20 protein-coding genes are annotated in these 26,158 nt (G+C 70.0%); 8 read left to right on the plus strand and 12 right to left on the minus strand.

Going from position 1 to position 26,158, the window contains the following annotated elements:
- Window positions 1–7: 7 nt before the first annotated feature.
- A complete protein-coding gene (hemE, locus tag SCAB_RS09860) occupies window positions 8–1,087 on the minus strand; it encodes a uroporphyrinogen decarboxylase (RefSeq protein WP_012999923.1) in 1,080 nt (359 codons plus the stop codon).
- A gap of 186 nt (window positions 1,088–1,273) precedes the next feature.
- Between hemE and SCAB_RS09865 the strand changes: the two genes are divergently transcribed.
- The 3 genes from SCAB_RS09865 (at window position 1,274) to SCAB_RS09875 (ending at window position 4,454) form a co-directional block, all read left to right on the plus strand.
- Complete coding sequence (locus tag SCAB_RS09865) at window positions 1,274–1,945, plus strand: DUF3000 domain-containing protein (RefSeq protein ID WP_078580085.1); 672 nt, start codon at window positions 1,274–1,276, stop codon at window positions 1,943–1,945.
- A gap of 355 nt (window positions 1,946–2,300) precedes the next feature.
- Entirely contained in the window at window positions 2,301–2,960 is a 660-nt protein-coding gene (locus tag SCAB_RS09870) for a helix-turn-helix transcriptional regulator (protein ID WP_037724432.1), read from the plus strand.
- 198 nt (window positions 2,961–3,158) lie between these two features.
- Window positions 3,159–4,454, plus strand: coding sequence for an HRDC domain-containing protein (locus SCAB_RS09875; RefSeq protein WP_173402854.1), 1,296 nt, complete (start codon window positions 3,159–3,161; stop codon window positions 4,452–4,454).
- 45 nt (window positions 4,455–4,499) lie between these two features.
- On the opposite strand, the gene SCAB_RS09880 is transcribed toward SCAB_RS09875, so the two are convergent.
- Genes SCAB_RS09880 through SCAB_RS09890 form a run of 3 tightly spaced genes read right to left on the minus strand, consistent with a single transcriptional unit; the run spans window position 4,500 to window position 7,641 of the window.
- On the minus strand, window positions 4,500–5,357 hold the full coding sequence (locus SCAB_RS09880) for a carbohydrate ABC transporter permease (protein WP_012999927.1): 858 nt from the start codon (window positions 5,355–5,357) through the stop codon (window positions 4,500–4,502).
- A complete protein-coding gene (locus SCAB_RS09885; protein ID WP_012999928.1) occupies window positions 5,354–6,325 on the minus strand; it encodes a carbohydrate ABC transporter permease in 972 nt (323 codons plus the stop codon). Before SCAB_RS09885 ends, SCAB_RS09880 begins: the two co-directional genes overlap by 4 nt.
- Complete coding sequence (locus tag SCAB_RS09890; RefSeq protein WP_037724429.1) at window positions 6,325–7,641, minus strand: ABC transporter substrate-binding protein; 1,317 nt, start codon at window positions 7,639–7,641, stop codon at window positions 6,325–6,327. The genes SCAB_RS09885 and SCAB_RS09890 overlap by 1 nt, the downstream gene beginning before the upstream one ends.
- Before the next feature lie 160 nt (window positions 7,642–7,801).
- Between SCAB_RS09890 and SCAB_RS09895 the strand changes: the two genes are divergently transcribed.
- From SCAB_RS09895 to SCAB_RS09915, 5 genes are all read left to right on the plus strand, one after another.
- Window positions 7,802–10,168 carry a glycoside hydrolase family 2 protein gene (locus SCAB_RS09895; protein ID WP_012999930.1) on the plus strand — a complete coding sequence of 789 codons (2,367 nt, stop codon included), beginning with the start codon at window positions 7,802–7,804 and terminating at the stop codon, window positions 10,166–10,168.
- Window positions 10,165–11,187 carry a LacI family DNA-binding transcriptional regulator gene (locus SCAB_RS09900; protein ID WP_012999931.1) on the plus strand — a complete coding sequence of 341 codons (1,023 nt, stop codon included), beginning with the start codon at window positions 10,165–10,167 and terminating at the stop codon, window positions 11,185–11,187. Before SCAB_RS09895 ends, SCAB_RS09900 begins: the two co-directional genes overlap by 4 nt.
- Window positions 11,188–11,434: 247 nt before the next feature.
- The gene (locus SCAB_RS09905) at window positions 11,435–12,661 is read left to right on the plus strand and encodes a thiolase family protein (RefSeq protein WP_012999932.1); all 1,227 of its coding nucleotides are present in this window, start codon (window positions 11,435–11,437) and stop codon (window positions 12,659–12,661) included.
- Window positions 12,658–14,793 carry a 3-hydroxyacyl-CoA dehydrogenase NAD-binding domain-containing protein gene (locus tag SCAB_RS09910; protein WP_012999933.1) on the plus strand — a complete coding sequence of 712 codons (2,136 nt, stop codon included), beginning with the start codon at window positions 12,658–12,660 and terminating at the stop codon, window positions 14,791–14,793. Before SCAB_RS09905 ends, SCAB_RS09910 begins: the two co-directional genes overlap by 4 nt.
- Window positions 14,794–14,899: 106 nt before the next feature.
- On the plus strand, window positions 14,900–15,274 hold the full coding sequence (locus SCAB_RS09915; RefSeq protein WP_012999934.1) for a PIN domain-containing protein: 375 nt from the start codon (window positions 14,900–14,902) through the stop codon (window positions 15,272–15,274).
- Window positions 15,275–15,350: 76 nt separating this feature from the next.
- On the opposite strand, the gene SCAB_RS09920 is transcribed toward SCAB_RS09915, so the two are convergent.
- From SCAB_RS09920 to SCAB_RS09955, 8 genes are all read right to left on the minus strand, one after another.
- On the minus strand, window positions 15,351–16,874 hold the full coding sequence (locus SCAB_RS09920; RefSeq protein ID WP_012999935.1) for an amino acid permease: 1,524 nt from the start codon (window positions 16,872–16,874) through the stop codon (window positions 15,351–15,353).
- Between the two features lie 145 nt (window positions 16,875–17,019).
- Window positions 17,020–18,939: a 1-deoxy-D-xylulose-5-phosphate synthase gene (dxs, locus tag SCAB_RS09925; protein ID WP_012999936.1), complete on the minus strand. Its 1,920-nt coding sequence runs from the start codon at window positions 18,937–18,939 to the stop codon at window positions 17,020–17,022.
- A 339-nt stretch (window positions 18,940–19,278) separates the two neighbouring features.
- The gene (locus tag SCAB_RS09930; RefSeq protein ID WP_041669007.1) at window positions 19,279–20,610 is read right to left on the minus strand and encodes a sugar ABC transporter permease; all 1,332 of its coding nucleotides are present in this window, start codon (window positions 20,608–20,610) and stop codon (window positions 19,279–19,281) included.
- Window positions 20,607–21,398 carry an ATP-binding cassette domain-containing protein gene (locus SCAB_RS09935; protein ID WP_012999938.1) on the minus strand — a complete coding sequence of 264 codons (792 nt, stop codon included), beginning with the start codon at window positions 21,396–21,398 and terminating at the stop codon, window positions 20,607–20,609. Before SCAB_RS09935 ends, SCAB_RS09930 begins: the two co-directional genes overlap by 4 nt.
- Before the next feature lie 212 nt (window positions 21,399–21,610).
- Window positions 21,611–22,714, minus strand: a complete 1,104-nt coding sequence (locus SCAB_RS09940) for a sugar ABC transporter substrate-binding protein (protein WP_374195345.1) — start codon at window positions 22,712–22,714, stop codon at window positions 21,611–21,613.
- A 124-nt stretch (window positions 22,715–22,838) separates the two neighbouring features.
- Window positions 22,839–24,038, minus strand: a complete 1,200-nt coding sequence (locus tag SCAB_RS09945; protein WP_037724426.1) for an ROK family transcriptional regulator — start codon at window positions 24,036–24,038, stop codon at window positions 22,839–22,841.
- 202 nt (window positions 24,039–24,240) lie between these two features.
- Window positions 24,241–25,173: a carbohydrate ABC transporter permease gene (locus SCAB_RS09950; protein WP_037724425.1), complete on the minus strand. Its 933-nt coding sequence runs from the start codon at window positions 25,171–25,173 to the stop codon at window positions 24,241–24,243.
- 20 nt (window positions 25,174–25,193) lie between these two features.
- On the minus strand, window positions 25,194–26,123 hold the full coding sequence (locus SCAB_RS09955) for a carbohydrate ABC transporter permease (RefSeq protein WP_012999942.1): 930 nt from the start codon (window positions 26,121–26,123) through the stop codon (window positions 25,194–25,196).
- Window positions 26,124–26,158 lie beyond the last annotated feature (35 nt).

The following is a 26,158-nucleotide window of genomic DNA, read 5'->3' on the forward strand; positions in this document are numbered from 1 at the left end:
GGGCGTACTACCGCGCCGTGCGCGTGTGGACGTACTCCACGAGGCGGGTCAGGGAGTCCGGGTCCGTGCTGGGCATGACGCCGTGCCCGAGGTTGAAGACGTGCCCCTCCAGGCCGGCGGCGGCGTCGAGGACCTCGCGGGTCTTGGCCTCCACGGCCTCGGTGCCGGCGAACAGGACGGTCGGGTCCAGGTTCCCCTGGAGTGCCTTGCCGGGGCCGACGCGGCGGGCGGCCTCGTCGAGCGGGACGCGCCAGTCGACGCCGACGACGTCCGCGCCGGCCTCGCCCATGAGGCCCAGCAGCTCACCGGTGCCGACACCGAAGTGGATGCGCGGCACGCCGTACCCGGCGACGGCGTCGAAGACCTTCGCGGAGGCGGGGAGCACCGAGCGGCGGTAGTCCGCCGGGGCGAGGGCGCCCGCCCAGGAGTCGAACAGCTGGACGGCCGAGGCGCCCGCCTCGATCTGGACCCGGAGGAACGCGGAGGTGATCCCGGCGAGGCGGTCGAGCAGGTCGGCCCACAGCTCCGGGTCGCCGTACATCATCGCCTTGGCGTTCTCGTAGGTGCGGGACGGGCCGCCCTCCACGAGGTAGCTGGCGAGGGTGAAGGGGGCGCCGGCGAAACCGATGAGGGGGATCTCCCCCAGCTCGGCGGTGAGCATCCCGATCGCCTCGGTGACGTAGGAGACGTCCTCGGGGGTCAGGTCGCGGAGCTGCGCGAGGTCGGCGCGGCTGCGGATCGGCTTCTCGACGACCGGGCCGACCCCGGGCTTGATGTCGAGGTCGACACCGATGGCCTTGAGGGGGACGACGATGTCGCTGAAGTAGATCGCCGCGTCCACGTGGTGCCGGCGCACCGGCTGGAGGGTGATCTCGGTGACCAGCTCCGGCCGCATGCACGAGTCCAGCATCCCGATGCCCTGGCGCACCTTCAGGTACTCGGGGAGCGAACGCCCGGCCTGCCGCATGAACCACACCGGCGTGTGCGGCACGGGCTCACGCCTGCACGCCTTCAGGAAGGCCGAGTTCTGGACGGCGGCGCGGGTGGCGGTCGGCTGGTGGCCCGAGGGGCTGGCGTTGGCACTCACGAGGCAAAGTCTCCCACGGCTCACCGACGCCGACGGCCGGGGCCGGAGAGGGGCGGGAGGCCCGCTCCTCCGGCCGCGGCTCACCGCCCGTGGCGCGGCCCGCGTTCGCTGAGCGCGATGCGACAGTGACCCAGCGCACGGGTGTCTTGCCCTGCGCCGGGGCCCGGTTCCCCTTACTGTTCCGGCATGGCTGCGGCTCAGGGACGACTGTCGGACGGCGCTGGCGGGATGGACGACGCGAAGGAGGGGGAGCGCGATGCAGGCAGGACGGCACCGGCTCCGTTCCGCTCGGCCGTCGAAGCGCTGGGGGCCACACGGCTGCGGCCGGAGATCGAGATCGAGTCGACCAAACCGCCGCAGCGGCTCGCCCCGTACGCGTACGCCCTGGAGGCCGCGGTGGTCGAGGGGGACGAGGACCTCGCCGACGGCCGTCTCGTGCTGCTGCACGACCCCGACGGGCACGACGCCTGGCAGGGCACCTTCCGGCTGGTGACACTCGTCCGGGCGGAGCTGGAGCCCGAGATGGCGGCGGACCCGCTGCTGCCGGAGGTCTGCTGGTCGTGGCTGACCGGGGCGCTGCAGGCCCGGGGCCTGTCGTACGGGGAGCCGAGCGGGACGGTGACGCGGGCGAGTTCGCACTACTTCGGCGGGCTGGCGGCGCGGCCGGCCGCCTCGCAGATCGAGATCCGCGCCTCGTGGACCCCGCGCGAGGTGCTGGGCGGCGTGCCCGACACCGCCGCGCATCTCGCCTCGTGGTGCGATCTGCTGGGCCAGATCGCGGGGCTGCCCCCGGCGGTCGACCCCGGGGACGCGGCGGTGGTGACGCTGCCGCAACGGCGGGGCCCGCAGACCCGCTGACCTCCCCGCCGGCCTTCCCACCGGCCCCTCCGGCCCTCAGGACCGTGCTCCACGGAGCACGGTCCCTTTTTGTGTGCGAGCAACCATCCCGACCATCACACCGGCCACCCTCATCACTTTGTCGATACGGCCACTTTCGGCCTCGTATCGACGTGAAGCGACACCGTTCGGTCTTCGAATGATCGAAGACGTGTCCGAATTGCACGGATTGTTACTCACTAAATCGTGATCATTCTCTAAAGGAGCAGAGGTTTGGTGCCGAAGACCTCTGTGACCTTGAAAGCACGGTTCGTCCCGGCTTCGACCCCACGAGCCCGGCGAATCAGCCCCCCGCCCCGCACCCCCAGGAGGCCTGGTGTCCGTTCTCCTTGAGCAGCCCGCAAGCCTGGTCGCCTACCGTCCGAACAAGCCGACCGCGATGGTGGTGGTGGCCGATCCGCGCGTCCGGTCCACCGTCACCCGGCACCTGTGGGCCCTCGGGGTCCGCGATGTCATCGAGGCCTCGTCCATCGCCGAGGCCCGTCCCCGCGTCGGCAACCCCCGCGACATCTGCGTCGCGGACGTTCACCTGCCGGACGGTTCCGGCCTCACCCTCCTCTCCGAGACCCGCGCGGCGGGGTGGCCCAACGGCCTCGCCCTCTCCGCCGCCGACGACATCGGCGCCGTACGCAACGCCCTCGCGGGCGGTGTGAAGGGATACGTCGTCACCGGCACCCGCACCAACATCGGACTGCCCACCCGCCCGGGGGCCGCCCCCCTCGGCTCCGCCGCCCGTATGCACCGCCGCCCCCCGGGAGCCCCGAGCCACCCGGGCGGCTACCGGGAGCTGTCGGGCCGCGAGGTCGAGGTGCTGCGCCTGGTCGCGGAGGGGCAGTCGAACAAGGCGATCGGCGTCTCCATGGGCCTGTCCGCACTCACGGTCAAGAGCCACTTGGCCCGAATCGCGCGCAAGCTGGGCACCGGCGACCGCGCCGGGATGGTGGCGGTGGCCCTGCGCACCGGGATCATCCACTGACACCGGGGGCACGGCGGCCGGACACCGAGGACACGGCGCCAGGAAAGGGCCGAAATCCGCGATCGATGTCCGACTCCTCCGGGTTCGCCGGACATATTCACTGACACGTGTGATACGTGACTGGTTTACGCCCCTGGATGGCCCGTCGGCGGAACGTTCCGTCGGCGGGCCTTGTCCATACACGGATACCCTTGACAGGTGACCGACGCCCAAGAGACCGCAGCAGACAGGACCCTGCGAACCACCGGAGGCGCCCCTCCGGACGACGGCGGATCTTCTGAAGCGGGGGCGCCGATCCCTTTGCTGGAGCCCCGGGAGGGCATTCCGGCCGTCATCGCGGACGAGGACTCGCTCGCCGCGGTGATCGCCGCCTTCGCCGCCGGCACCGGCCCCGTCGCCGTGGACGCCGAACGCGCGTCCGGTTACCGCTACGGTCAGCGCGCCTATCTGGTGCAGTTGCGCCGCGAGGGCGCGGGCACCGCGCTCATCGACCCCGTGGCCTGCCCCGACCTCTCCGGCCTCGGCGAGGCGCTCTCCGGCGTGGAGTGGGTGCTCCACGCGGCCACCCAGGACCTGCCGTGTCTGCGCGAGATAGACATGGTCCCGACGCGGATCTTCGACACCGAGCTGGCCGGGCGGCTCGCCGGCTTCCCCCGGGTCGGCCTCGGCGCGATGGTCGAGGGCGTCCTCGGCTACGTCCTGGAGAAGGGCCACTCCGCCGTCGACTGGTCGACCCGTCCGCTGCCCGAGCCGTGGCTGCGCTACGCCGCGCTCGACGTGGAACTCCTCGTGGACCTGCGGGACGCCCTGGAGAAGGAGCTGGACCGGCAGGGGAAGCTGGAGTGGGCCCGCCAGGAGTTCGACGCGATCGCCTCCGCGCCGCCCGCGGAACCCCGCAAGGACCCGTGGCGGCGTACGTCCGGGATGCACAAGGTGCGCCGGCGGCGGCAGATGGCGGTCGTGCGGGAGATGTGGGAGGCGCGGGACCGGATCGCGCAGCGCCGGGACGTCTCCCCCGGCAAGGTGCTGAGCGACGCGGCGATCGTCGAGGCGTCCCTGGCCCTGCCGGTGAACGCCACCGCACTGGCCGCGCTGAACGGCTTCGGGCACCGGATGGGCCGGCGTCAGCTGGAGCAGTGGCAGGCGGCGGTCGACCGGGCCAGGGCGCTGCCGGACTCGGCGCTGCCGGCGCACGGGCAGCCCGTGACCGGGCCGCCCCCGCCGAAGGCGTGGGCCGACAAGGATCCCGCGGCGGCGGCCCGACTGTCCGCCGCGCGGGCCGGGGTGTCCGCGCTGGCCGAGCAGCTCAACATGCCGCAGGAGAACCTGATCACCCCGGACACGGTCCGGCGGCTGTGCTGGGAACCGCCGAGGTCGCTGGACGCGGAGGCGGTGAGCGCGGTGCTCGCGGGCCACGGGGCGCGGGCCTGGCAGGTGGAACTGGTGACGCCGGTGCTGGTGGGCGCGATGTCCGCGGTGGCGAAGGACGCATAGGGCCTGCCGCTGCGGCGGGGGAGCCTCGCTCCCCCGCCCAGGGGCCTACTTCGTGGCGCCCCGCATGAAGCCGTTGTAGATGAACCTCTGCAGCAGCAGGAAGGCGAGCAGGGTCGGCAGGATCACCAGGACCGCTCCGGCCGAGATCGTCTCCCAGTGGGCGCCGAAGGGACCCTTGAAGCGGAAGAGGGACGTGGAGATCACCCCCAGGTCGTCGGAGGGCATGTAGAGGAAGGGGATGTAGAAGTCGTTGTAGACGGTGATCCCCTTGACGATGACGACCGTGGCGATCGCGGGTTTCAGGAGCGGAAAGATGATCTTCCGGTAGATCGTGAAGTGGTTGGCGCCGTCCAGGCGGGCGGCCTCGTCCAGGGAGACCGGGATCGACCGTACGAACTGCAGGAAGATGTAGATCGAGACGATGTCGGTGCCCATGTACAGGGCGATCGGGGCCCAGAGGGTGTCGAACATGCCGAAGCTGTCGACGATCTGGAAGGTCGCGACCTGGGTGGTGACGCCGGGGACCAGGGTGGCGACCAGGAACAGGGCGACCACCAGCTTGCGGAAGCGGAAGGTGAAGCGGTCGATCGCGTAGGCCGCCATCGAGCCGATGACGACCGTGCCGGTGACGGCGACGAGCAGGATCAGGGCCGTGTTGCCGAAGGCGGCGAGCATCTCGCCGTCGCGGAAGGCCGTCGCGTAGTTGTCGAGGTTGAGGAAGCTGTCGGGCAGCGTGAGCGCGCCGCTGTCCTCGGCCATCTGCCGCTCGGTCTTGAGCGAGGTCAGCAGGACCGCCACGAGCGGCAGCAGGACCACGACCGACGCGCCGGCCAGGGACAGGTAGGTGAGGGTGCGGGCAGCGCGCCCGCGGCTCACCGGGGCCGGTGTCGACTGAGCCGTCATACGAGGTCCACCCTGTCGTCGGGGACCAGCCGGCGCTGCAGCCACGTCACCGCCAGGATGATCAGCAGCAGGACGACCGCGGCGGCGGACGCGAGGCCCGTCCTGTTGAACTGGAACGCGAGCTTCACCGTCTGGATCACGAACGTCTCGGTGCCGGTGGCGCCGCCGGTCATGATGTACGGGATCTCGAAGACCGACAGGGAGCCGGAGACCGAGAGGATGACGCTCAGGCTCAGCACCGGGCGGATGCCGGGCGCGATGATGTACCGGAACCGGTGCCAGCGGTTCGCGCCGTCGAGTTCGGCGGCCTCGTACAGCTCCCCCGGGATCGACTGGATCGCGCCGAGGAAGAGCACGAAGTTCAGGCCCATGTAGCGCCAGACGGAGACGCTCGCGAGGGAGACGTTCGCGGACGTCTCCGTGCCGAGCCAGGCGCGGTCGGACGTGTGGCCGAAGAGCGCCAGGACCGAGTCGAGGGTGCCGCCGTCCTGGAAGAAGTAGAGGAAGACGAACCCGATCGCGACCCCGTTGATCAGGTACGGGAAGAACAGGACGCCCTTGAAGAGGTTCCGGAAGCGGAGGTTGAAGCTGAGGACCGTGGCGAAGTAGAGGGCGAGCACGATCTGTACCGCCGACGCGACGAGGTAGTAGCCGCTGACGAAGAAGACCTGGAACAGCTCGGGGCGGGTGAAGATCTCGACGTAGTTGTCGGCGCCTGTGTAGTTCAGTTCGGGGCTGACGCCGTCCCAGTCGGTGAAGCTGTACGCCAGCATGTTGGCGACGGGCGCATAGGTGAAGGTGATCAGCAGGGCCAGCGGGGCGGCCAGGAAGAGCCAGGGGGTGAGCCCGCGCCACAGGCGCACCCCGCGAGGGGCGCGCCTGGGCACGGGGGGCCGGGGCGCGGCCGTGGAGGGCCGCGCCGCCTTCCGCACCGCGCGTGAGGGGTCCGTCGTGGGCGCGGGGGGCATCAGGACCCCACGGTCTTCTGCGCCTCGGTCCAGCGGTCGCTGAGGTCAGCGAGGAAGTCGTCCAGACTGCCCTTCTTGGCGCCGCGGGCGAGGTCGACCAGGTCCTGGCGGTAGGCGGGCGCGTTGATGCCGACCTCCGAGGCGCTGTCGATCTCCTTGACCTTTCCGCCGTCGGCGTCGTCGAGTTCGAGGAGTTCGACGCCCTGCTCCTCGTAGGGCTTCAGCACCTCCGGCAGGGGGGCCTTCTTGAGCGTGGAGATGGAGAGGTTGTCGTCCGCGTAGCCCGACTTGTCGGTGAACCAGTCGATCCAGGCGCGGGCCGCCTCCTTGTGGTCGGAGTGGATGTTGACGGCCTGGTTGTAGTCGGGGTTCACGGTCGCGCAGGCCTTGCCGTCGACGCGGTAGGGGAACGGCATGAACCCGATGTCGTCGGGGTCGGCCCCGGCCTTCTCCGCGGCCTGCTGGAACTGGCTGATCGCCCAGCTGCCGAGCCAGGCCGTGGCGATCTCGCCCTTGGCCAGCCGGGGCTTGGAGTTCTCCCAGTTGGTGGTGGTCGGGTCCTTCTCGATCAGGCCCTGGTGCACGATGTCGTACAACAGCCGGTCGGCGACACGCAGTTCACCCTTCTCGCCCCAGGGGTCGCCCTCGGCGAGCCGGGTGGTGGCGCCGGTGTCGCAGCTGACCGAGCCGTTCACGCCGGTCCACTGGCTCAGCGGCCACTGGGCGGCGAAGTTGGTGTAGTACGGGATGGCGTCCGTCTTGGACTTGATGGCCTTGAGCGCGGAGAGGAACTCCGCGGGGGTGGTGGGCCAGTCGGTGACGCCGGCCTCGGCCCAGATCCGTTTGTTGTAGAGGAATCCGGGTGCCGCGCCCATCGGGCTCTGCCCGTAGACCTTGCCGTCCACGGTGGTGAAGCCGGTGAAGCGGTACTTCTGGGCGAGCTTGTCGCGGGTGCCGAGCGAGGCGAAGAACTTGGGGTAGTCGTTCTTCTTGACGACGGCCGGGATCATGAGGACGTCGCCGTAGTTCTCCGTGTTCATGCGGATCTTGACTTCGGACTCGTAGTCGGTGATCGCGTCGAACTTCACCTTCACCTTGGGATAGGTCTTGTTGAAGGCGTCGGCGTACTTCTGCATCGTGCCGTCCTGCACGATGTCGGTCCGGTGGGTGAGCACCGTGATGGTTCCGGAGACCTGAGCCGGGTCCTCGGCGGCCTCGGCGTCGGCGCCCTTGGAGCTGCCTCCGCCGCCGGTGCAGCCCGAGGCCAGGAGGGCGGCGGCGACCAGTGTTCCGGTGAGAGTCCTTCGGTGGTTCATGTGCACCAGCTCCGTTCGGGACGGACGAGCACGGGTGGGTTGGCTGGTTCGGCACTCTGGCAGCCCGTTACTGAACCGGTAAAGTCCCTATTCCGCCAAGGCTGTCGAAATAGTTTCGCGACGGTGCCGGGCAGCCGACTGGACCGGTTTAGGAGTGCGCATGCTGGACGCCACACCGCTCACCGAGGGCTGGATCCTGCGCCACGAGGGGGAGTCCCTTCCGGCCGGGGTGCCCGGGTGCGTGCACACCGATCTGCTGGCGGCGGGGCTGATCCCGGACCCCTTCCTCGGGCGGAACGAGACCGAGGTGGCCTGGGTGGGCCGCCGGGAGTGGACGTACGAGGTGGAGCTGCCCGGCGTCGGCGCGCCCGGCGGGCACGACCGGACCGACCTGGTCTTCGACGGGCTCGACACCGCCGCCGAGATCCTGCTCGACGGCCGGGTCCTCGGGTCCGTGCGGAACATGCACCGCTCGTACCGCTTCGACGTCACCGGTCTGAGCGGCCGGCTCTCCGTGCGCTTCGCCTCCGCGTACACCGAGGCGGAGGCGGTGCGCGAGCGGCTCGGCGAGCGGCCGAACGCCTATCCCGAACCCTTCCAGTACATCCGGAAGATGGCCTGCTCCTTCGGCTGGGACTGGGGGCCGACGCTGGTGACGGCCGGGATCTGGCGGCCCGTCCGGCTGGAGAGATGGTCGACGGCCCGGATCGCGCGCGTACGGCCGCTGGTGACCGTCGACGGCACGACCGGGCACGTGGAACTCCTCGTCGACGTGGAGCGGACGGCCGTGGAGGCAGGGCTGCGGATCGAGGCCCGGGTGGGCGGGGTCAGCGCGGTCGCGGAGGTCGAGGGGACGAGCGGGGCCGTACGGCTGGAGGTCCCGGGCGTCGAGCGGTGGTGGCCCCGCGGGTACGGCGAACAGCCGCTGTACGACGTGGAGGTGACGCTGCACAGCGAGAGCGCCGCACTCGACCTGTGGCGGCGGCGGGTCGGGTTCCGGAGCGTGGAGCTGGACCGGAGCACCGATGAGCACGGCACCGGGTTCACCCTCGTCGTCAACGGGGAGCGGCTGTTCGCGCGCGGGGTCAACTGGATCCCGGACGACGTGTTCCCGTCCCGGATCACGCCGGAGCGGTACCGCGCGCGGCTCACCCGGGCGGCCGGGGCCGGGGTCGACCTCGTACGGATCTGGGGCGGCGGGATCTACGAGAGCGAGGACTTCTACGACGTCTGCGACGAGCTGGGCCTGCTGGTGTGGCAGGACTTCCCGTTCGCGTGCGCGGCCTACCCGGAGGAGCAGCCGCTGCGGGGCGAGGTGGAGGCCGAGGCGCGGGAGAACGTCGTCCGGCTGATGCCGCATCCGTCGCTGGTGCTGTGGAACGGCAACAACGAGAACCTGTGGGGCTTCCGGGACTGGGGCTGGGAGGAACGGCTGGCCGGGGAGTCGTGGGGTGAGGGGTACTACCTGGGGCTGCTGCCGCGGGTCGTCGCGGAGTGCGACCCGACGCGGCCGTACACGGCGGGCAGCCCGTGGTCGGGGTCCTGGGACCGGCATCCGAACGACCCCGCGCACGGCACGCACCACTCCTGGGAGGTGTGGAACCGGGAGGACTACGCGGAGTACCGGGCGAACGTGCCGCGCTTCGTGGCCGAGTTCGGCTGGCAGGCACCGCCCGCGTACGCGACGCTGCGGCGGGCGCTGCCGGGTGAGGAGCCGGCGCCCGACTCCCCCGGCATGCTGCACCACCAGAAGGCCGAGGACGGCAACGGGAAGCTGGAGCGCGGCCTCGCGCGTCACTTCGCCCTGCCCGAGGGGGACTTCGACCGCTGGCACTATCTGACGCAGGTCAACCAGGCGCGGGCGGTCGCCGCCGGGATCGAGCACTGGCGGTCGCACTGGCCGGTGTGCGCGGGCACGATCGTGTGGCAGCTCAACGACTGCTGGCCGGTGACCTCCTGGGCGGCGATCGACGGGGACGGCCGGGAGAAGCCGCTCTACCACGAGCTGCGACGGCTGTACGCGGACCGGCTGCTGACGCTCTCGGCCGGAACGCTGGCCGTGGTCAACCAGACGGCCGAAGGGTGGACGGGCTCCGTGCGGCTGCGGCGGATGTCGGTCGACGGGGCGGTGCTCGGGGAGGCGGACGCCGGGTTCGCGGCCGCCGGACGGACGGTGGCCCGGGTCGACGTGCCGGAGGAGCTGGAGCCCGCCGGGCCGAAGGAGTTCCTCGTCGCGGACGCGGACGGACTACGGGCCCTTCGCTTCCCCTGCCCCGACCGCGACATCCCCTACCCCCGGCCGGAGTTCGAGGTGACCGCCGCGCCGGGCTCGGTCACGGTGACGGCCCGCACCCTCGTACGGGACCTGCTGCTGCAGGCCGACCGGCTGGACCCGCGGGCGCGGGCGGACCGGGGGCTCGTCACCCTGCTTCCCGGGGAACGGGTGACCATCGGGGTCGACGGCTGGGAGACTCCCGATCCGGACGCCGCCCGGGCGGCCCTGTACTGCCTGGAGCCCCACCGATGACCACCCCCCGCGTGACCATCAAGGACGTCGCCGCCCGCGCCGGGGTGTCCAAGGGGGCGGTGTCGCTGGCGTTCAACCGGAAGCCGGGGCTGGCGGACGCCACCCGGGACCGCATCTTCGCGGCCGCCCGGGAGCTGGGGTGGGCGCCGAACCTGGCGGCCCGGTCGCTGTCGAGCCGGCGGGTGGACGTGGTGGGGCTCGCGGTCTGCCGGCCCGCGAAGCTGCTCGGGCTGGAGCCGTTCTACATGGAGTTCGTCTCCGGGGTGGAGAGCGTGCTGACCGAGCGGTCCTGCGCGCTGCTGCTGCGGCTGGTGCGCACCGTGGACGAGGAGGTGGGGGTCCAGGACGCGTGGTGGCGCGGGCGGCAGGTCAGCGGGTCGATTCTCGTGGACTTCCGCGCGGACGATCCGAGAGTGGCCGCGGCGGGTCGGCTGGGGATGCCGGTGGTGGCCGTCGGGCATCCGTCGCTGACCGGCGGCCTGACCTCGGTGTGGACGGACGACGCGACCGCCGTGGCGGAGGCGCTGCGGTATCTGGCGGCTCTCGGGCACCGGCGGATCGCGCGGGTGGGGGGCGCTGCCGCGCTGGGGCACACGGCGATCCGCACGGCCGCGTTCGACCAGGTGGCCCAGGAGTTGCGGCTGGCGGGTGCCCGGCAGGTGGCCACCGACTTCTCGGGGGACGCGGGGGCCCGGGCGACGCGGTCGCTGCTGGCCGGGGCGGGGGACGACCGGCCCACGGCGATCGTCTACGACAACGACATCATGGCGGTGGCCGGGCTGTCGGTGGCGGCCGAGATGGGGGTGCGGGTGCCGGAGGAGGTGTCGTTGCTGGCCTGGGACGACTCGCAGTTGTGCCGGCTGACGCGGCCGACGCTGTCCGCGATGAGTCATGACGTGTACGGGTTCGGGGCGGAGGTGGCGCGGACCTTGTTCGAGGTGATCGGTGGGGGCGGGGAGTCCCGTCCGGTGGCCACGCCGGTGCTGGTTCCGCGCGGGTCCACCGCGACCGCCCCCTGAGCGCCCTGCCGGAGGGCGGGCTCGTTCCGGCTGGTCGCGCGGTTCGTCTCGGCTGGTCGCGCCCTTCGTCACGTCTCCGGGGCGGCTTCGGGTAACCGGCGGTAACATCTGAACCCGATGTGACCTTCGCCGCTCCCCCGCCCAGGGGTGGGCAGCACTGTTACTCGCAAGTAGCATGGGCCTGAGCGCGCGCTCAGCGGTTGCGCGTCGCAGCAGTGCCGTCCCGCACCTCTGGAGGAGAGCCATCGTGCCTCGTACCGTCAAGGAAGTCGTCTTCGTCGACGGCGTCCGCACCCCGTTCGGCAAGGCGGGCCCGAAGGGCATCTACCACGAGACCCGCGCCGACGACCTCGTCGTGAAGGCGATCCGGGAGCTGCTGCGCCGCAACCCCGGTCTGGAGCCCTCGAAGATCGACGAGGTCGCCATCGCCGCGACCACGCAGATCGGTGACCAGGGGCTCACCATCGGCCGTACGGCGGGCATCCTCGCCGGCCTGCCGCAGTCGGTGCCCGGTTACTCCATCGACCGCATGTGCGCCGGCGCCCTGACCGCCGTCACCTCGGTCGCCGGCTCCGTGGCCTTCGGCGCGTACGACGTCGCCATCGCCGGCGGTGTCGAGCACATGGGCCGCCACCCGATGGGCGAGGGCGTGGACCCCAACCCGCGCTTCGTCTCCGAGAAGCTGGTCGACGAGTCCGCCCTGTTCATGGGCATGACCGCCGAGAACCTGCACGACCGGTACCCGACGATCACCAAGCAGCGCGCCGACGAGTACGCCGTGCGCTCGCAGGAGAAGGCCGCCAAGGCGTACGCCAACGGCCAGATCCAGGCCGACCTGGTCCCGATCTCCGTGCGCCGCACCAACGCCGAGGCGGGCGAGACGGGCTGGGGCCTGGTCACCGCCGACGAGCCCATGCGTCCGGGCACGACCATCGAGAACCTGACGGGTCTCAAGACCCCGTTCCGGGTCCACGGCCGGGTCACCGCCGGTAACGCGGCCGGTCTGAACGACGGCGCGACCGCCTCGCTGATCGCCTCCGAGGACTTCGCGCGCGAGAACAACCTCCCGGTCAAGATGCGTCTGGTCTCGTACTCCTTCGCGGGTGTCGAGCCGGAGGTCATGGGCTACGGCCCGATCCCGGCCACCGAGAAGGCGCTCGCCCAGGCGGGCCTGTCGATCTCCGACATCGGCCTGTTCGAGATCAACGAGGCCTTCGCCGTCCAGGTGCTCGCCTTCCTGGAGCACTACGGCATCGCCGACGACGACGCGCGCGTCAACCAGTACGGCGGCGCCATCGCCTTCGGTCACCCGCTGGCCTCCTCGGGTGTGCGTCTGATGACGCAGCTGGCCCGCCAGTTCGAGGAGCAGCCGGAGGTCCGCTACGGCCTCACCACCATGTGCGTCGGCTTCGGCATGGGCGCCACGGTCATCTGGGAGAACCCGCACCACAAGGACGCCGGAGGCGACAAGTGAGCACCACCGAACTCCTCAAGGGCGCGGCCGAGCTGTTCCCCGACGAAGTCGTGACGTCCGCGCACGTACGCCACCTCGACCTGCCGTTCGGCGCCGGGCGCTTCGCGCTCATCACGCTGGACAACGGCTTCGACCACACCAAGCCGACCACCTTCGGCCCGGCGTCGCTGGCGAACCTGAACACCGCCATCGACCAGGTCGAGAAGGAGGCCGCGGCCGGCGAGATCGTCGGTGCCGGTGTCACCGGCAAGCCGTTCATCTTCGCGGTCGGCGCCGACCTCAAGGGCGTCGAGCTGCTGAAGAACCACGACGACGCGCTCGCCATCGGCAAGGGCGGCCACGAGGTCTTCAAGCGGCTGTCCGCGCTCGCCGTCCCGACCTTCGCCTACTACAACGGCGCCGCGATGGGCGGTGGCGTCGAGGTCGGTCTGCACTGCGCCTACCGGACCGTGTCCAAGGCGATCCCGGCCTTCTCCCTCCCCGAGGTCTTCCTCGGGCTGGTCCCGGGCTGGGGCGGCTGCGCGCTGCTGCCGAACCTGATCGGCGCCGACAAGGCCGTCTCGGTGATCATCGAGAACAGCCTCAACCAGAACAAGCAGCTCAAGGGCCAGCAGGTCTTCGACCTCGGCATCGCGGACGCGATCTTCGAGGGCGCCGACTTCCTGGAGCAGTCGCTGATCTGGACGGCGAACGTCCTCAAGGGCGAGGTCACGGTCGAGCGTCCCGTGATCGACCGCGGCGAGGGCTGGGACCAGGCCGTCGCCAAGGGCCGCTTCATCGCGGACTCCAAGGTGCACGGGGCCGCCCCGGCCGCGTACCGCGCGCTGGACATCATCGCCGCGGCCAAGGACGGCGACCTCCAGGCGGGCTTCGACGCCGAGGACGTGGCCCTCGCCGACCTGATCATGGGCGGCGAGCTGCGCGCCGGCATCTACGCCTTCAACCTGGTGCAGAAGCGCGGCAAGCGCCCCGCAGGCGCCCCGGACAAGAACCTGGCCCGCCCGGTCACCAAGGTCGGTGTCGTCGGCGCCGGTCTGATGGCCTCCCAGCTCGCGCTGCTGTTCCTGCGCCGCCTGGAGGTGCCGGTCGTGCTGACCGACATCGACCAGGAGCGCGTCGACAAGGGTGTGGGCTACGTCCACGCCGAGATCGACAAGCTGCTGCTGAAGGGCCGCGTCAACCAGGACAAGGCCAACCGCCTCAAGGCGCTGGTCACCGGTGTGCTGGACAAGGCCGAGGGCTTCGCGGACGCGGACTTCGTCATCGAGGCCGTCTTCGAGGAGATCGGCGTCAAGCAGCAGGTGTTCGCGGAGGTCGAGGCGGTCGCCCCGGCGCACGCGATCTTCGCCACCAACACCTCGTCCCTGTCGGTGTCGGAGATGGCGTCGAAGCTGAAGAACCCCGAGCGGGTCGTGGGCTTCCACTTCTTCAACCCGGTCGCGATCCTCCCGCTCCTGGAGATCGTCCGCGGCGAGCAGACCGACGACGCCTCCCTGGCCACGGCGTTCGCCGTCGCCAAGAAGCTGAAGAAGACCGCGGTCCTGGTGAAGGACGCCCCGGCGTTCGTCGTGAACCGCATCCTGACCCGCTTCATGGGCGAGATCCAGAACGTCATCGACGAGGGCACGCCGGTCGAGGTCGCCGAGAAGGCGGTCGAGCCGCTGGGTCTGCCGATGTCGCCGCTGGTGCTCCTGGAGCTGGTCGGCCCGGCCATCGGCCTGCACGTCTCGGAGACCCTCAACCGGGCCTTCCCGGACCGCTTCACGGTCTCCCCCAACCTGGCGGCCGTCGTCAAGGCGGGCAAGCGCGGGTTCTATGTGTACTCCGCAGAGAACAATTTCAAGCCGGAGCTGGACCCCGAGGTCGCCGCCCTCCTCAAGCAGGGCGACTCCGTCCTGGACGAGGAGCAGGTGCGCGCCCGTGTCCTCGACGCCGTCGCCCAGGAGATCGGGCTCATGCTCGACGAGGGTGTCGTCGCCGAGGCGCAGGACATCGACCTCTGCCTGATCACCGGCGCCGGCTGGCCCTTCCACCTGGGCGGCATCACGCCGTACCTGGACCGCGAGGGCGTCAGCGAGCGCGTCAACGGCAAGAAGTTCCTGGAGACCGGGGTGGCTTCGGTCCCCGCGTGACGCTCGTGCACCGCTGAGGAGGGTCTCCGCTTTCGGGCGGGGGCCCTCCTCTCACGTTCGACCCGGCCTTCACCGGGCCGGTGGGACCGCGTGCGACCCTGTCCCCATGGACGCCCCCCTGCTCGTGATCGTCGACGCCGCCAATGTCGTCGGCTCCGTGCCCGACGGCTGGTGGCGTGACCGGCGCGGCGCGGCGGAACGTCTGCGCGACCGGCTCGCCCGGGACGGGGTGCCCGGCCGGGAGGAGCCCGTCGAGCTGGTGCTGGTCGTCGAGGGCGCGGCCCGGGGTGTGGAGCCGGTCCCCGGCGTACGGGTCGAGGCGGCTCCTCACAGCGGCGACGACCGCATCGTGGAGCTGGTCGCCGAGGAGGCCCACGACCGCCCCTGCCTGGTCGTCACCGCCGACCGCGAACTGCGGCGCCGGGTGGGCGAGCTGGGCGCCGAGGTGACGGGGCCGAGAGCGGTGCGCGGCACGTCCTGAACGCCCTCCGGCCCCGTACGTCCCACCCGTGGCGGGGCGTACGGGGCCGGAGGACGAGGGACCGGGCTCGGCCCCGCTACGGGGCGTCGCGACCGGGCGGGACGCCGGCGTCACCCGTGGCGGCCCCTTCCTGGCGTGCCAGACGGCTGTGCGAGCGGCCGTAGACGAAGTAGACCAGGAAGCCGAGGACCATCCAGCCGGCGAAGCGCAGCCAGGTCTCCGTGGGCAGGTTGAGCATCAGCCACAGCGAGGCGCAGACCGACAGGATCGGGATGACCGGCACCCAGGGGGTACGGAACGACCGGGGCAGGTCGGGGCGGGTCCGGCGGAGGATGACCACGCCGATGGCGACGACCACGAAGGCGAACAGCGTGCCGATGTTGACCAGTTCGGCCAGCTCGCTCAGCGGGGTGAAGCCGGCGAGGATCGCGATGGCCACACCGAGCAGGATGGTGGGCCGGTGCGGGGTCCTGAACCGGGGGTGGACGCGGGAGAAGAAGCGCGGCAGCAGCCCGTCCCGGCTCATCGCGAAGAACACCCGGGTCTGGCCGAGCAGCAGGATCATGCACACGGTCGTCAGACCGACGGCGGCGCCGAAGCTGATGAAGCCCGCGAACCACGGATGCCCGGTCGCCTTGAAGGCGTCGGCGAGCGGCGCGGTCACCGACAGCTTCGTGTAGTGCTGCATGCCGGTGACGACGATGGAGACCGCCACGTACAGCGTGGTGCAGATGACGAGGGAGCCGATGATGCCCCGGGGCATGTCGCGCTGCGGGTTCTTCGTCTCCTCGGCGGCCGTGGCGACGACGTCGAAGCCGATGAACGCGAAGAAGACCACGGAGGCGGCCGTGAAGATGCCCATCACCCCGAAGTTGGAGGGCGCCCAGCCGAACAGCAGCTGGATGAGGGGCGCCTGGAGGCTGTCCCCCGCCTCGACCGCCTGCGCCTTCGGGACGAACGGGTCGTAGTTGTCGCCCTTCACGAAGAAGGCGCCCGCGACGATCACGGTGAGGACGACCGTCACCTTGATGGCGACGACGAGGGAGGTGACGCGCGCGGAGAGCTTGGTGCCGATCACGAGGATGGCCGTGAGGATCAGGACGAGCGCGGCGGCGAGGATGTCGAAGCCGAAGCCGTCGGCCCCGTCCCTGGTGCCGAGCGCCGCCGGGAGTTCCCAGCCGGCGTTGGCCAGCAGCGAATGGATGTAGCCGGACCAGCCGACCGCCACCACCGCCGTCCCCAGCGCGAACTCCAGGACCAGGTCCCAGCCGATGATCCAGGCGGGGAGTTCCCCGAGTGAGGCGTAACTGAAGGTGTACGCAGATCCCGCGACCGGGACCGTGGAGGCGAACTCCGCGTAGCACAGGGCGGCGAGCGCGCAGACGACGCCGGCCACGACGAAGGCGAGGGCCACGGCGGGACCGGCGTTGTTCTTGGCCACCGTGCCGGTGAGGACGAAGATGCCGGTGCCGATGATGACACCGACGCCGAAGACCGTCAGATCCAGCGCGGACAAGGATTTCCTGAGCGCGTGTTCTGGCTCCTCGGTATCGAGGATGGACTGCTCGACCTTCTTCGTCCGGAAGAGTGTGCTGCTCACAGGCGTACCTCCCACGCTTGTCGTCCTCGACATGATCGAGAGGGGGCGTGGAGCGTATGCCCCGGCACGAGGGGTTTCACGCGAATGGGCCGGTCTCACCACCGTAAAGGATGGCGGGACCGGCCCGAACGGACCAACCGGGCGATCAGTCGCGGGCGGACTCCACCGGCGCCGCGGTGTCGCCGAACCGGCCGTCGATCTTGGAGACCAGTCCGGTGACCTGGCGGGCGATGTCGGGCGCGGTGAGCCCGATCTCGGCCAGGACCTCGGCGCGGGACGCGTGGTCGAGGAAGCGCGGCGGGATGCCGAAGTCGCGCAGCGGGATGTCCACGCCCGCGTCGCGCAGCGCCTGGGCGACGGCCGAGCCGACACCGCCGACCCGGGAGTTGTCCTCGACGGTGACGACCACGCGGTGCTTGTCCGCGAGGGGCGCCATGTGCTCGTCGACCGGCTTGACCCAGCGCGGGTCGACGACGGTGGTGGTGATGCCCTGCTTGTCGAGCAGGTCGGCGATCTCCAGGCACATCGGCGCGAGGGCGCCGACCGAGACGAGCAGCACGTCCGGGGTGTCGGTGCCCGGCTCGCGCAGGACGTCCATGCCGCCGACGCGGCGCAGGGCGGGCACGGCGGGGCCGACGGCGCCCTTGGAGAAGCGCACCACGGTCGGCGCGTCGGTGACCTCGACGGCCTCGCGCAGCTGGGCGCGGACCTGGTCGGCGTCGCGGGGCGCGGCGAGCCGGAGCCCCGGGACGACCTGGAGGATCGACATGTCCCACATGCCGTTGTGCGAGGCCCCGTCGGTGCCGGTGACGCCGGCCCGGTCCAGGACGAAGGTCACCCCGCACCTGTGCAGGGCGACGTCCATCAGCACCTGGTCGAAGGCGCGGTTGAGGAAGGTCGCGTAGACGGCGAAGACGGGGTGCAGACCGCCCGTGGCGAGGCCCGCGGCGGACACCGCGGCGTGCTGCTCGGCGATGCCGACGTCGTACACGCGCTCGGGGAAGGCCTTGGCGAACTTGTCGAGGCCGACCGGCTGGAGCATGGCCGCCGTGATGGCGACGATGTCCTCGCGCTCCTTGCCGAGCTTGACCATCTCCTCGCCGAAGACGGAGGTCCAGTCGGCGCCGGAGGAGGCGATCGGCAGGCCCGTGTCCGGGTGGATCTTGCCGACGGCGTGGAAGCGGTCGGCCTCGTCCTGGAGGGCGGGCTGGTAGCCGCGTCCCTTCTCGGTGAGGCAGTGCACGATGACCGGGCCGCCGAAGCGCTTGGCGCGGGCGAGCGCGGACTCCAGCGCCTCGATGTCGTGGCCGTCGATCGGGCCGACGTACTTGAGGCCGAGGTCCTCGAACATGCCCTGCGGGGCGATGAAGTCCTTCAGCCCCTTCTTGGCGCCGTGCAGCGTCTCGTAGAGGGGGCGGCCGACGACGGGCGTGCGCTCCAGCAGGTCCTTGCCGCGGGCCAGGAACCGCTCGTAGCCGTCGGTGGTCCGCAGGGTGGCCAGGTGGTTGGCGAGGCCGCCGATGGTCGGCGCGTAGGAGCGCTCGTTGTCGTTGACGACGATGACCAGCGGGCGGTCCTTGGCGTCGGCGATGTTGTTGAGCGCCTCCCAGGCCATGCCGCCCGTGAGCGCGCCGTCACCGATGACGGCGACCACGTGGTCGTCGCGTTTCAGCACCTGGTTGGCCTTGGCGAGGCCGTCGGCCCAGCCGAGCACCGTGGAGGCGTGACTGTTCTCGATGACGTCGTGCTCGGACTCGGCCTGCGAGGGGTAGCCGGACAGGCCGCCCTTCATCTTCAGCCGGGAGAAGTCCTGACGGCCGGTGAGGAGCTTGTGGACGTAGGACTGGTGGCCCGTGTCCCACAGCACCTTGTCCCTCGGCGAGTCGAAGACACGGTGCATCGCGATGGTGAGCTCGACCACGCCGAGGTTCGGGCCGAGGTGACCGCCGGTCTTCGACACCGCCTCCACGAGGAAGGTCCGGATCTCCTCCGCCAGCTGGTCCAACTCCTCCAGGCTGAGCCGGTCCAGATCGCGCGGTCCCCTGATGCGGGTCAGCAGCGGCACCCGTGCCTCCTTGCGATAGTGCTGTTCGAGCGTTACCGGGCTCGTCGAAGTCTAATCTTCCGCGCGGACGGCCGACCGCCGGGCGGTCGACTGTCACATCACGCGAACGGCGTAAACCATCCTGCGCAGACGTACCCGTACGAAACGTCCGACAACAAGCAGAAGTGCCCGGCACCAGGATCGGTGCCGGGCACTTGTACACCCGGGGCGGGCCACCGAGCCCCGGAAGGGGCCCGGGGCCGTTTCAACGTGCGGCTCCGCCGCGTGGGCGCGACCGGCCGCGAACAGCCCGCGGCCGGCGACGGAGGGCACGCCCGACGGCGCCCCTCCGCAGGGCCGCTACGCGCGACCCGCGGCCTTCTGGCTCCGACGGCTGACGGAGTCGATGACGACCGCGCCCAGCAGCACCGCACCCGTGATCATGTACTGGATCGACGTGTTCATGTTCAGCAGGTCGAGACCGGTCTGGATCGACTGGATCACCAGCATGCCGAGCAGTGCCGACCAGACGGAACCGCGTCCGCCGAAGAGGCTGGTGCCGCCGATGACCGCCGCGGCGATCGCGAGCATCAGGATGTTGCCGCTGCCCGCGGACAGCGTCGCGCTCGCGGTCTGGCCGGCGAAGAACATACCGCCGATCGCCGCGAAGCCGCCGGAGATGGCGAACACGGTGATCCGGATCATCGGCACGTTGATACCGGCACGGCGGGCGGCCTCGATGCCGCCGCCGACCGCGAACACCTTGCGGCCGTACGTCGTGCGGCGCAGGACGAAGTCCACGATCACCAGCGCCGCGAGGAAGATCACCAGCGCGTTGGAGACACCGGACGCGTTGTTGAGCACGGCGGCGGATGCGAAGGAGGCGACGGCGAGCGCGCCGACGCGCAGCAGGATCTCGCTGGTCGCCCGGAACGGGACGCCCGCGGCCCGGCGACGGCGCTGCTCGTTCAGGTTGCCGACCAGGGAGAGGACGACGGCGAGACCGGCCAGGAGCCAGGCGCCGATGATGGCCTGGTCCATGAAGAAGGAGCTCTGGCCGAGCAGCCGGATCGGACCCGTGTCGGACGGGATGTTGATCGTGCCGCTGTCACCCAGCAGCCACAGCATCAGACCGTTCCAGCCGAGGAAGCCGGCCAGGGTGACGACGAACGCGGGTACGCCGACCCGGGCGAAGAACCAGCCGTGCAGCGCGCCGATGGCGATGCCGGTGAGGATCGCGAGGACCACCGCCAGCCAGGAACTCAGGCCCTGGTTGACCGCGAGCACGGCGAACACGGTGGAGGCCAGACCGCTGACCGAGCCCACCGACAGGTCGATCTCGCCGAGCAGCAGCACGAACACCAGGCCGATGGCGAGCATGCCGGTGGCCGAGAGGAAGTAGCTGATGTTCGAGAGGTTGTCGGCGCTGAGGAAACGATCGTTCTGAAGCTGGAAGATCGTCCAGATGACGATCAGTCCGATGACCACCGGCAGCGAGCCCAGCTCGCCGCCCTTCACCTTGCGCTTGAACTCGGTGACGTAGCCCTTGAGACCCTCTTCGCGGATCAGCAGACGGGGGTCGACGACGGTGACCGGCGCGGCCGTGGGGTCGTCGGCGGGCGCGACCGTGGTCTGGCCCTCCGCGGCGGTCCCGGGGGAATCACTCTTCACGGTCTTGGACATGTCGCTCACTTTGCCGCCTCCGTGGTGCGCCGCTCGGCGCGACGGGTCACGGCGTTGTCCGTGGCCCCCGTGATCGCGGCGATGATCTCTTCGTGGCTGGTGTCCTTCACGGAGAAGGAGCCGTTGTTCTTGCCCAGGCGCAGTACGGCGACCGTGTCCGCGACCGCCTTGACATCGGCCATGTTGTGGCTGATGAGGATGACGGCGAGGTTGCGCTCGCGCAGCCGCTCGACCAGGTCGAGGACCTGCGCGGTCTGCTCGACACCGAGGGCGGCGGTGGGCTCGTCCAGGATCACGAGCTTGGGGTCGCCGATGAGGGCGCGGGCGATGGCGACGACCTGCCGCTGACCGCCGGAGAGGCTGGCGATCGGGATGCGGACGCTCGGGATACGGATGGAGAGCGTGGACAGCAGCTCCCGGGAGTTCTTCTCCATCGTCACCTCGTCGATGACGCCGCGGTGCAGCAGCTCGCGCCCGAGGTAGAGGTTGCCGACGACGTCGAGGTTGTCGCACAGCGCGAGGTCCTGGTAGACCGTCGCGACGCCGAGTCCCTGCGCGTCGTGCGGCTTGTTGATCCTGACCGGATCGCCCTGCCACTCGATGACGCCGTCATCGATGGGGTGGACACCCGCGATCGTCTTGACCAGGGTGGACTTTCCTGCGCCGTTGTCGCCCACCAGGGCGACCACTTCTCCGGCGTGGACCTCCAGCTCGACGTCGGTGAGTGCCTGCACCGCACCGAATCGCTTGGAGACTCCGCGCAACGCCAACACGGGCGTAGCGGACACGTGAACCATCTCCTTCGCCGCCTGACCGGCGGGGATGCCGCGCCGGGAACCGGGCGCGGAGGATGTGCGGGCCCCTCCGACCTGAGGGGCCGCCGCACAAGGCTTACAAGGTGAACATGCGAGTGTCCGCCGCTCTCTCGGCGGCGGTTCCGTCCGGCGCCCGCCCCGGAAGCGGGGTATGGGTGGGGCGGGCGCCGGACAGGCTCAGTGGACCGGAGCGACTACTCCAGGCCGGCGGACTTGCACGCCTTGGCGTACTCGGCGGTGCAGATGTCGGCGACCGTGTAGAGGCCGTCCTTCACCACCGTGTCCTTGATGTTCTCCTTGGTGACGGAGACCGGGACCAGCAGCTTCGCCGGGACCTTGTCACCGGACCCGCTGGTCACCTCGGTGTCGGCGAGGGACTTGATGTCCTTCTTCTCCAGCAGGTTGACCGCCAGCTCGGCGGCCGTGTCGGCCTCCGGCTTGTATGCCTTGTAGACCGTGGAGGACTGCGTGCCGGCGACGATCCGCTGGATGGCGGCCAGCTCGGCGTCCTGACCGGTCAGCGGGATGCCGCTGATCTTCGCACCCTTGAGGGTGTTGGCGATGCCACCGGCCATGCCGTCGTTGGCGGCGTAGACGCCGGCGATGTTCTTGGCGCCCAGCTGGGTGATGGCCGCGGACATCTTCTGCGCGGCGACGGTGTCCTTCCACAGGCCGGACTGCTCGTAGGCGATGTCGACCTTGCCGTCGAGGGCCTTGTGCGCGCCCTCCTTGAACTGACCGGCGTTCGGGTCGGCGTCGTCACCGTTGATCATGACGACCTTGGCCTTGGGGGTGGCCTTGTCACCGAGCGCGGTGAGGAGGGCCTCGCCCTGCAGCTCACCGACCTTGACGTTGTCGAAGGAGACGTAGGCCGAGACCGGGCCCTGCGCGAGGCGGTCGTAGGCGACGACCTTGACACCCTTCTTCACCGCGGACTCGATGGAGGACTTGATGGCGGCGGAGTCCTGCGCGGAGATGACGATGACCTTGACGCCCTTGGTCACCATGGTGCTCATCTGCTGAGCCTGCTTGGTGGGGTCGGCGGCGGCGTTCGCGTAGTCGACCGTGCAGTCGGAGCAGAGCTCCTTGACCTTGTCCTGGAAGTACGGCCGGTCGAACTTCTCGTAGCGCGCGGTGACGTTGTCGGGCAGGAGGAGACCGATGGTCTTGCTGCCGGAGCCGCTGTCGCTGCCGCCGTCCGAGTCCTTGTCGTCGCCGGCCTTGCCACAAGCGGCTACGGACAGCGCCAGCGAAACCGCGGTGGCGCCGATCGCGACTCTACGCATCGTTGCGTTCATTTGGGTTGTGCCTCCCTGACACGGGCCGCAGCACTGCGGCCGAGGTGGCTGGAAGTCAACTCGGCCACACGTGCGACGTCAAGAAGTAAATCCTTAACGGGTTGGCAACGGCGTGTTTCGTTCTCTAAGTGAAGACAGGGGTCGCCGCGGAGAGGGTCCCGTCCAAAAGGGTCGAATCACCCATCTCACTGAGGGCCAGCGCCAGGGCCCCGAGGACCTCGGCTCGGCCGCCAAGTGCCCCTGGCAGCACTGAGAGTTGACGTGCGGCACTCGGGATCGCGTACCGGCCGACCGACTCCCTTATGGGTCCGAGAACCAGCTCTCCGGCCTCGGCGAGATCGCCACCGAGGACCACGCGGCTCGGGTTCAACAGATTGCAGAGATTGGCGACTCCACTTCCGATGTGTCGGCCGACGTCGGCGATCACCCGACGGCAGCCCGGATCCCCGTCCCTCGCCAACCGTACGACCCCTTCCATGGTCAGGTCGGTGCCGTGGCTGGACTGGAGGAGCGGCAGCACATAGCGCGCGGCCGCGAAGGTCTCCAGGCAGCCCCGGTTGCCGCAGCGGCAGACAGGGCCGGATTCATCAAGAGTAATATGCCCGATTTCTCCCGCTGTGCCACCCGGACCTCTGTAGATCTTGCCATCGATCACCAGTCCGGCCCCGACGCCGCTGGAGACCTTGATGTACGCGAGGTCCCGCACCCCCCGGCCGCTGCCCCAGACCAGCTCGCCGAGGGCACCGAGGTTGGCGTCGTTGTCCACGTGCACGGTCACGCCCAGGCGGTCGCGCATCTCGGCGGCGGGCTTGCTGCCGGTCCAGCCCGGCAGGATGGCGGTGGAGCCGAGCGAACCGGACTCCACGTCGATCGGGCCGGGGACGCCCAGACCCACGCCGGCGATCTTCGTGCGATCCACCCCGGTGGCCTCTATCAAACGGGTGACCAGCTGCTCCGCCCGGTCGAATCCCTGGGTCGAGGAGGAGTCCACGTCCAGCGGCTCGGCCTCCTCGGCGAGCACCTGGTGGGCGAGGTTCCCGATCGCGACGCGCAAATGGGTGTGCCCGAAGTCCACACCGATCACGATCCCCGCGTCCCCGCTGAGCGAGACCGCGCGCGCCCGTCGGCCGCCGGCCGACGTGGGCGTGACCTCGACGGTTCCGCCGTCCTTCAGTTCGCGCACGATGTTGGAGACCGTGGCCGCGGACAGACCGGTGGTCCTGGCGATCTCCGCCTGCGTCAGCGACCCGGCGAGGCGTACCGCCCGGACGACGCGTTCGAGATTTGCTCGGTGCAGCGACGACTGCGACCCCGGAGTCTCCATCGACTCATCCACTCCCGTCCCAGGACGGGCGGCCCGCACGCCGCCCGTGACCCAGGCCACAGCCGCTGAACCCGGGTCACTTACAAGTTGTGAACTCCAAGCTCCGCTGAACGGGTTACCGCAGTCAAGTCCTTGAGGGAAACTGGGGCCACCGAATGACCACTAAATGTCACTCTGCGGCTACTTGAGGTCCCGGGCCGGGCTACTTGAGGGTGGCGGAGGTGAGGCCCGCCTGCACCTGGCGCTGGAAGGAGAGGTAGACCACCAGCATCGGGATCATGGCGATGGTGACACCGGCGAAGAGGACGGGCAGGTCGGACGCGTAGCCCTGCTGCTGCTGGAGCTGGATGAGGCCCTGGGTGAGGACGTACCGCTCGGGATCGTCGCCGCTCTGCGGCTGCATGAGGACCGTGGGCAGGATGAACTGGTTCCACTGCCCCAGCGTGTTGAAGATCCCCACACTGATCAGTCCCGGCTTGGCCATCGGCAGCATGACCTGGAAGAACGTCCGGGTGTGCGAGGCGCCGTCGAGGATGGCCGCCTCGAAGACCGCGTTGGGCAGCGTCCGGAAGAACGCGTGCATGAAGAACACCGTGAACGGCAGCGAGTAGGCGACGTACACCAGGATCAGCCCCTGGTAGGTGTTCAGCATGTCCAGCCGTTTGACCATGAAGAACAGCGGCACCAGGGCGAGGAACACCGGGAACATCGCGCCGGCGACGAAGAAGTAGTACAGCAGCCGGTTGCCCGTGAAGGGGTAGCGGGCCAGGACGTACGCGGCCATGGAGCCGAACAGCATGGTCAGCGGCACGGAGAAGACCAGCACGATGACCGTGTTGACGAAGTAGTCCCCGATGCCCTTGTCCCAGGCGCGGGAGAAGACGTCCAGGGACCAGTGCTCGGGCCAGCCGAAGGCCGAGCCGCCGATCTGCGCGTCGGTCTTGAAGGCGCTGAGCACCAGCCACAGCAGCGGCAGCACGATCAGCAGGGCCCACAGGGCGAGGAAGCCGTGCGAGAACACGTTCAGCACGACGCCTTCGCCGCGCTCGTCGCCCGGGCCGGACCCGCCCTTGTCCACCGTCGGGCCGGTGGGGACCGAGTCGCCGCGCGAGGCGGTCTTGAGGGGTGCACTCATCACTCAGTCGTCTCTCCCGCTCAGAACTCGACGCGCTCGCGACGGGTGGCACGCAGCATGACCACCGACACGATCAGGGTGAGGAGCAGCATCACGACGCCCATGGCACAGGCGTAGCCGCTCCGGCCGTACAACAGGAAGTTCCGCATCATCACGGTCGCCATGACCTCGCTGTGGTGGTCGGGGCCGCCCCCGTACTCGCCGGCGGTCATGGTCGACACCAGGATGAACATGTCCATCGCCGCGATCCCGAGGTAGACCCAGGCGGTCTGCACGGAGTCCCACAGCAGCGGCAGGGTGATGCGGAAGAAGGTGTGGGCGCGGCCGGCGCCGTCGATCAGGGTGGCCTCGTAGATGTCCCTCGGGATGGCCTGCATCGCGGCGGAGAACAGCACCAGGTAGAAGCCGACGCCGTGCCAGACCACGACGAGGATCAGGGCCCACAGCACGATGTCCGGCTCGTTCAGCCACTCGACGGGGCTGCTCTTGTCGACCAGCCCCAGCTTCAGCAGGAGACCGTTGAGCATGCCTCCGCTGTCACTGCGGTACACGGCCCCGAAGAGCACCGCGAGGATCGCCAGCGACAGGACCTGCGGGAAGAAGTACACGATCTTGTAGAACCCGGACCCGGCGACCCCCGAGACCCCGCCGGCCCGGCCGCGGCCGCCCGCGTTCAGCATGAACGCGAAGAACAGCGCCAGCAGGATGGTGATCACCGGGATGAACACCAGGAACAGGATGTTGTGCCAGATCGCCTGGAGGAAGATGTCGTCCCGGAACAACGCCGTGTAGTTGTCCAGGCCGATGAAGGAGAACGTCTGCGACTGGCCCTTCCAGTCGGTCAGCGAATAGCCGAACGTCTGGATGTACGGCCAGATCACGAAGATCAGATATAGCGCCACGGGGACGAGGAGAAACCCCGCGACGAACCGGTTCTGTCCTTTACGCATTGGCGTTTCCCTGCCTCGGCTTCCATGAGACGAAA

It is taken from the genome of Streptomyces scabiei 87.22, from assembly GCF_000091305.1.
GTDB classification, from domain to species: domain Bacteria; phylum Actinomycetota; class Actinomycetes; order Streptomycetales; family Streptomycetaceae; genus Streptomyces; species Streptomyces scabiei.

What these genes read in the sequence shown, in the direction of transcription:
- SCAB_RS09880 (WP_012999927.1), bottom strand. Translation starts at nt 5,357, where the DNA reads ATGACGGCTCAGTCGACACCGGCCCCGGTGAGCCGCGGGCGCGCTGCC.
- SCAB_RS09945 (WP_037724426.1), bottom strand. Translation starts at nt 24,038, where the DNA reads ATGGAGACTCCGGGGTCGCAGTCGTCGCTGCACCGAGCAAATCTCGAA.
- SCAB_RS09915 (WP_012999934.1), top strand. Translation starts at nt 14,900, where the DNA reads ATGGACGCCCCCCTGCTCGTGATCGTCGACGCCGCCAATGTCGTCGGC.
- SCAB_RS09885 (WP_012999928.1), bottom strand. Translation starts at nt 6,325, where the DNA reads ATGCCCCCCGCGCCCACGACGGACCCCTCACGCGCGGTGCGGAAGGCG.
- SCAB_RS09955 (WP_012999942.1), bottom strand. Translation starts at nt 26,123, where the DNA reads ATGCGTAAAGGACAGAACCGGTTCGTCGCGGGGTTTCTCCTCGTCCCC.
- SCAB_RS09950 (WP_037724425.1), bottom strand. Translation starts at nt 25,173, where the DNA reads ATGAGTGCACCCCTCAAGACCGCCTCGCGCGGCGACTCGGTCCCCACC.
- SCAB_RS09935 (WP_012999938.1), bottom strand. Translation starts at nt 21,398, where the DNA reads ATGGTTCACGTGTCCGCTACGCCCGTGTTGGCGTTGCGCGGAGTCTCC.
- SCAB_RS09940 (WP_374195345.1), bottom strand. Translation starts at nt 22,714, where the DNA reads ATGAACGCAACGATGCGTAGAGTCGCGATCGGCGCCACCGCGGTTTCG.
- SCAB_RS09895 (WP_012999930.1), top strand. Translation starts at nt 7,802, where the DNA reads ATGCTGGACGCCACACCGCTCACCGAGGGCTGGATCCTGCGCCACGAG.
- SCAB_RS09900 (WP_012999931.1), top strand. Translation starts at nt 10,165, where the DNA reads ATGACCACCCCCCGCGTGACCATCAAGGACGTCGCCGCCCGCGCCGGG.
- SCAB_RS09865 (WP_078580085.1), top strand. Translation starts at nt 1,274, where the DNA reads ATGGCTGCGGCTCAGGGACGACTGTCGGACGGCGCTGGCGGGATGGAC.
- SCAB_RS09890 (WP_037724429.1), bottom strand. Translation starts at nt 7,641, where the DNA reads ATGAACCACCGAAGGACTCTCACCGGAACACTGGTCGCCGCCGCCCTC.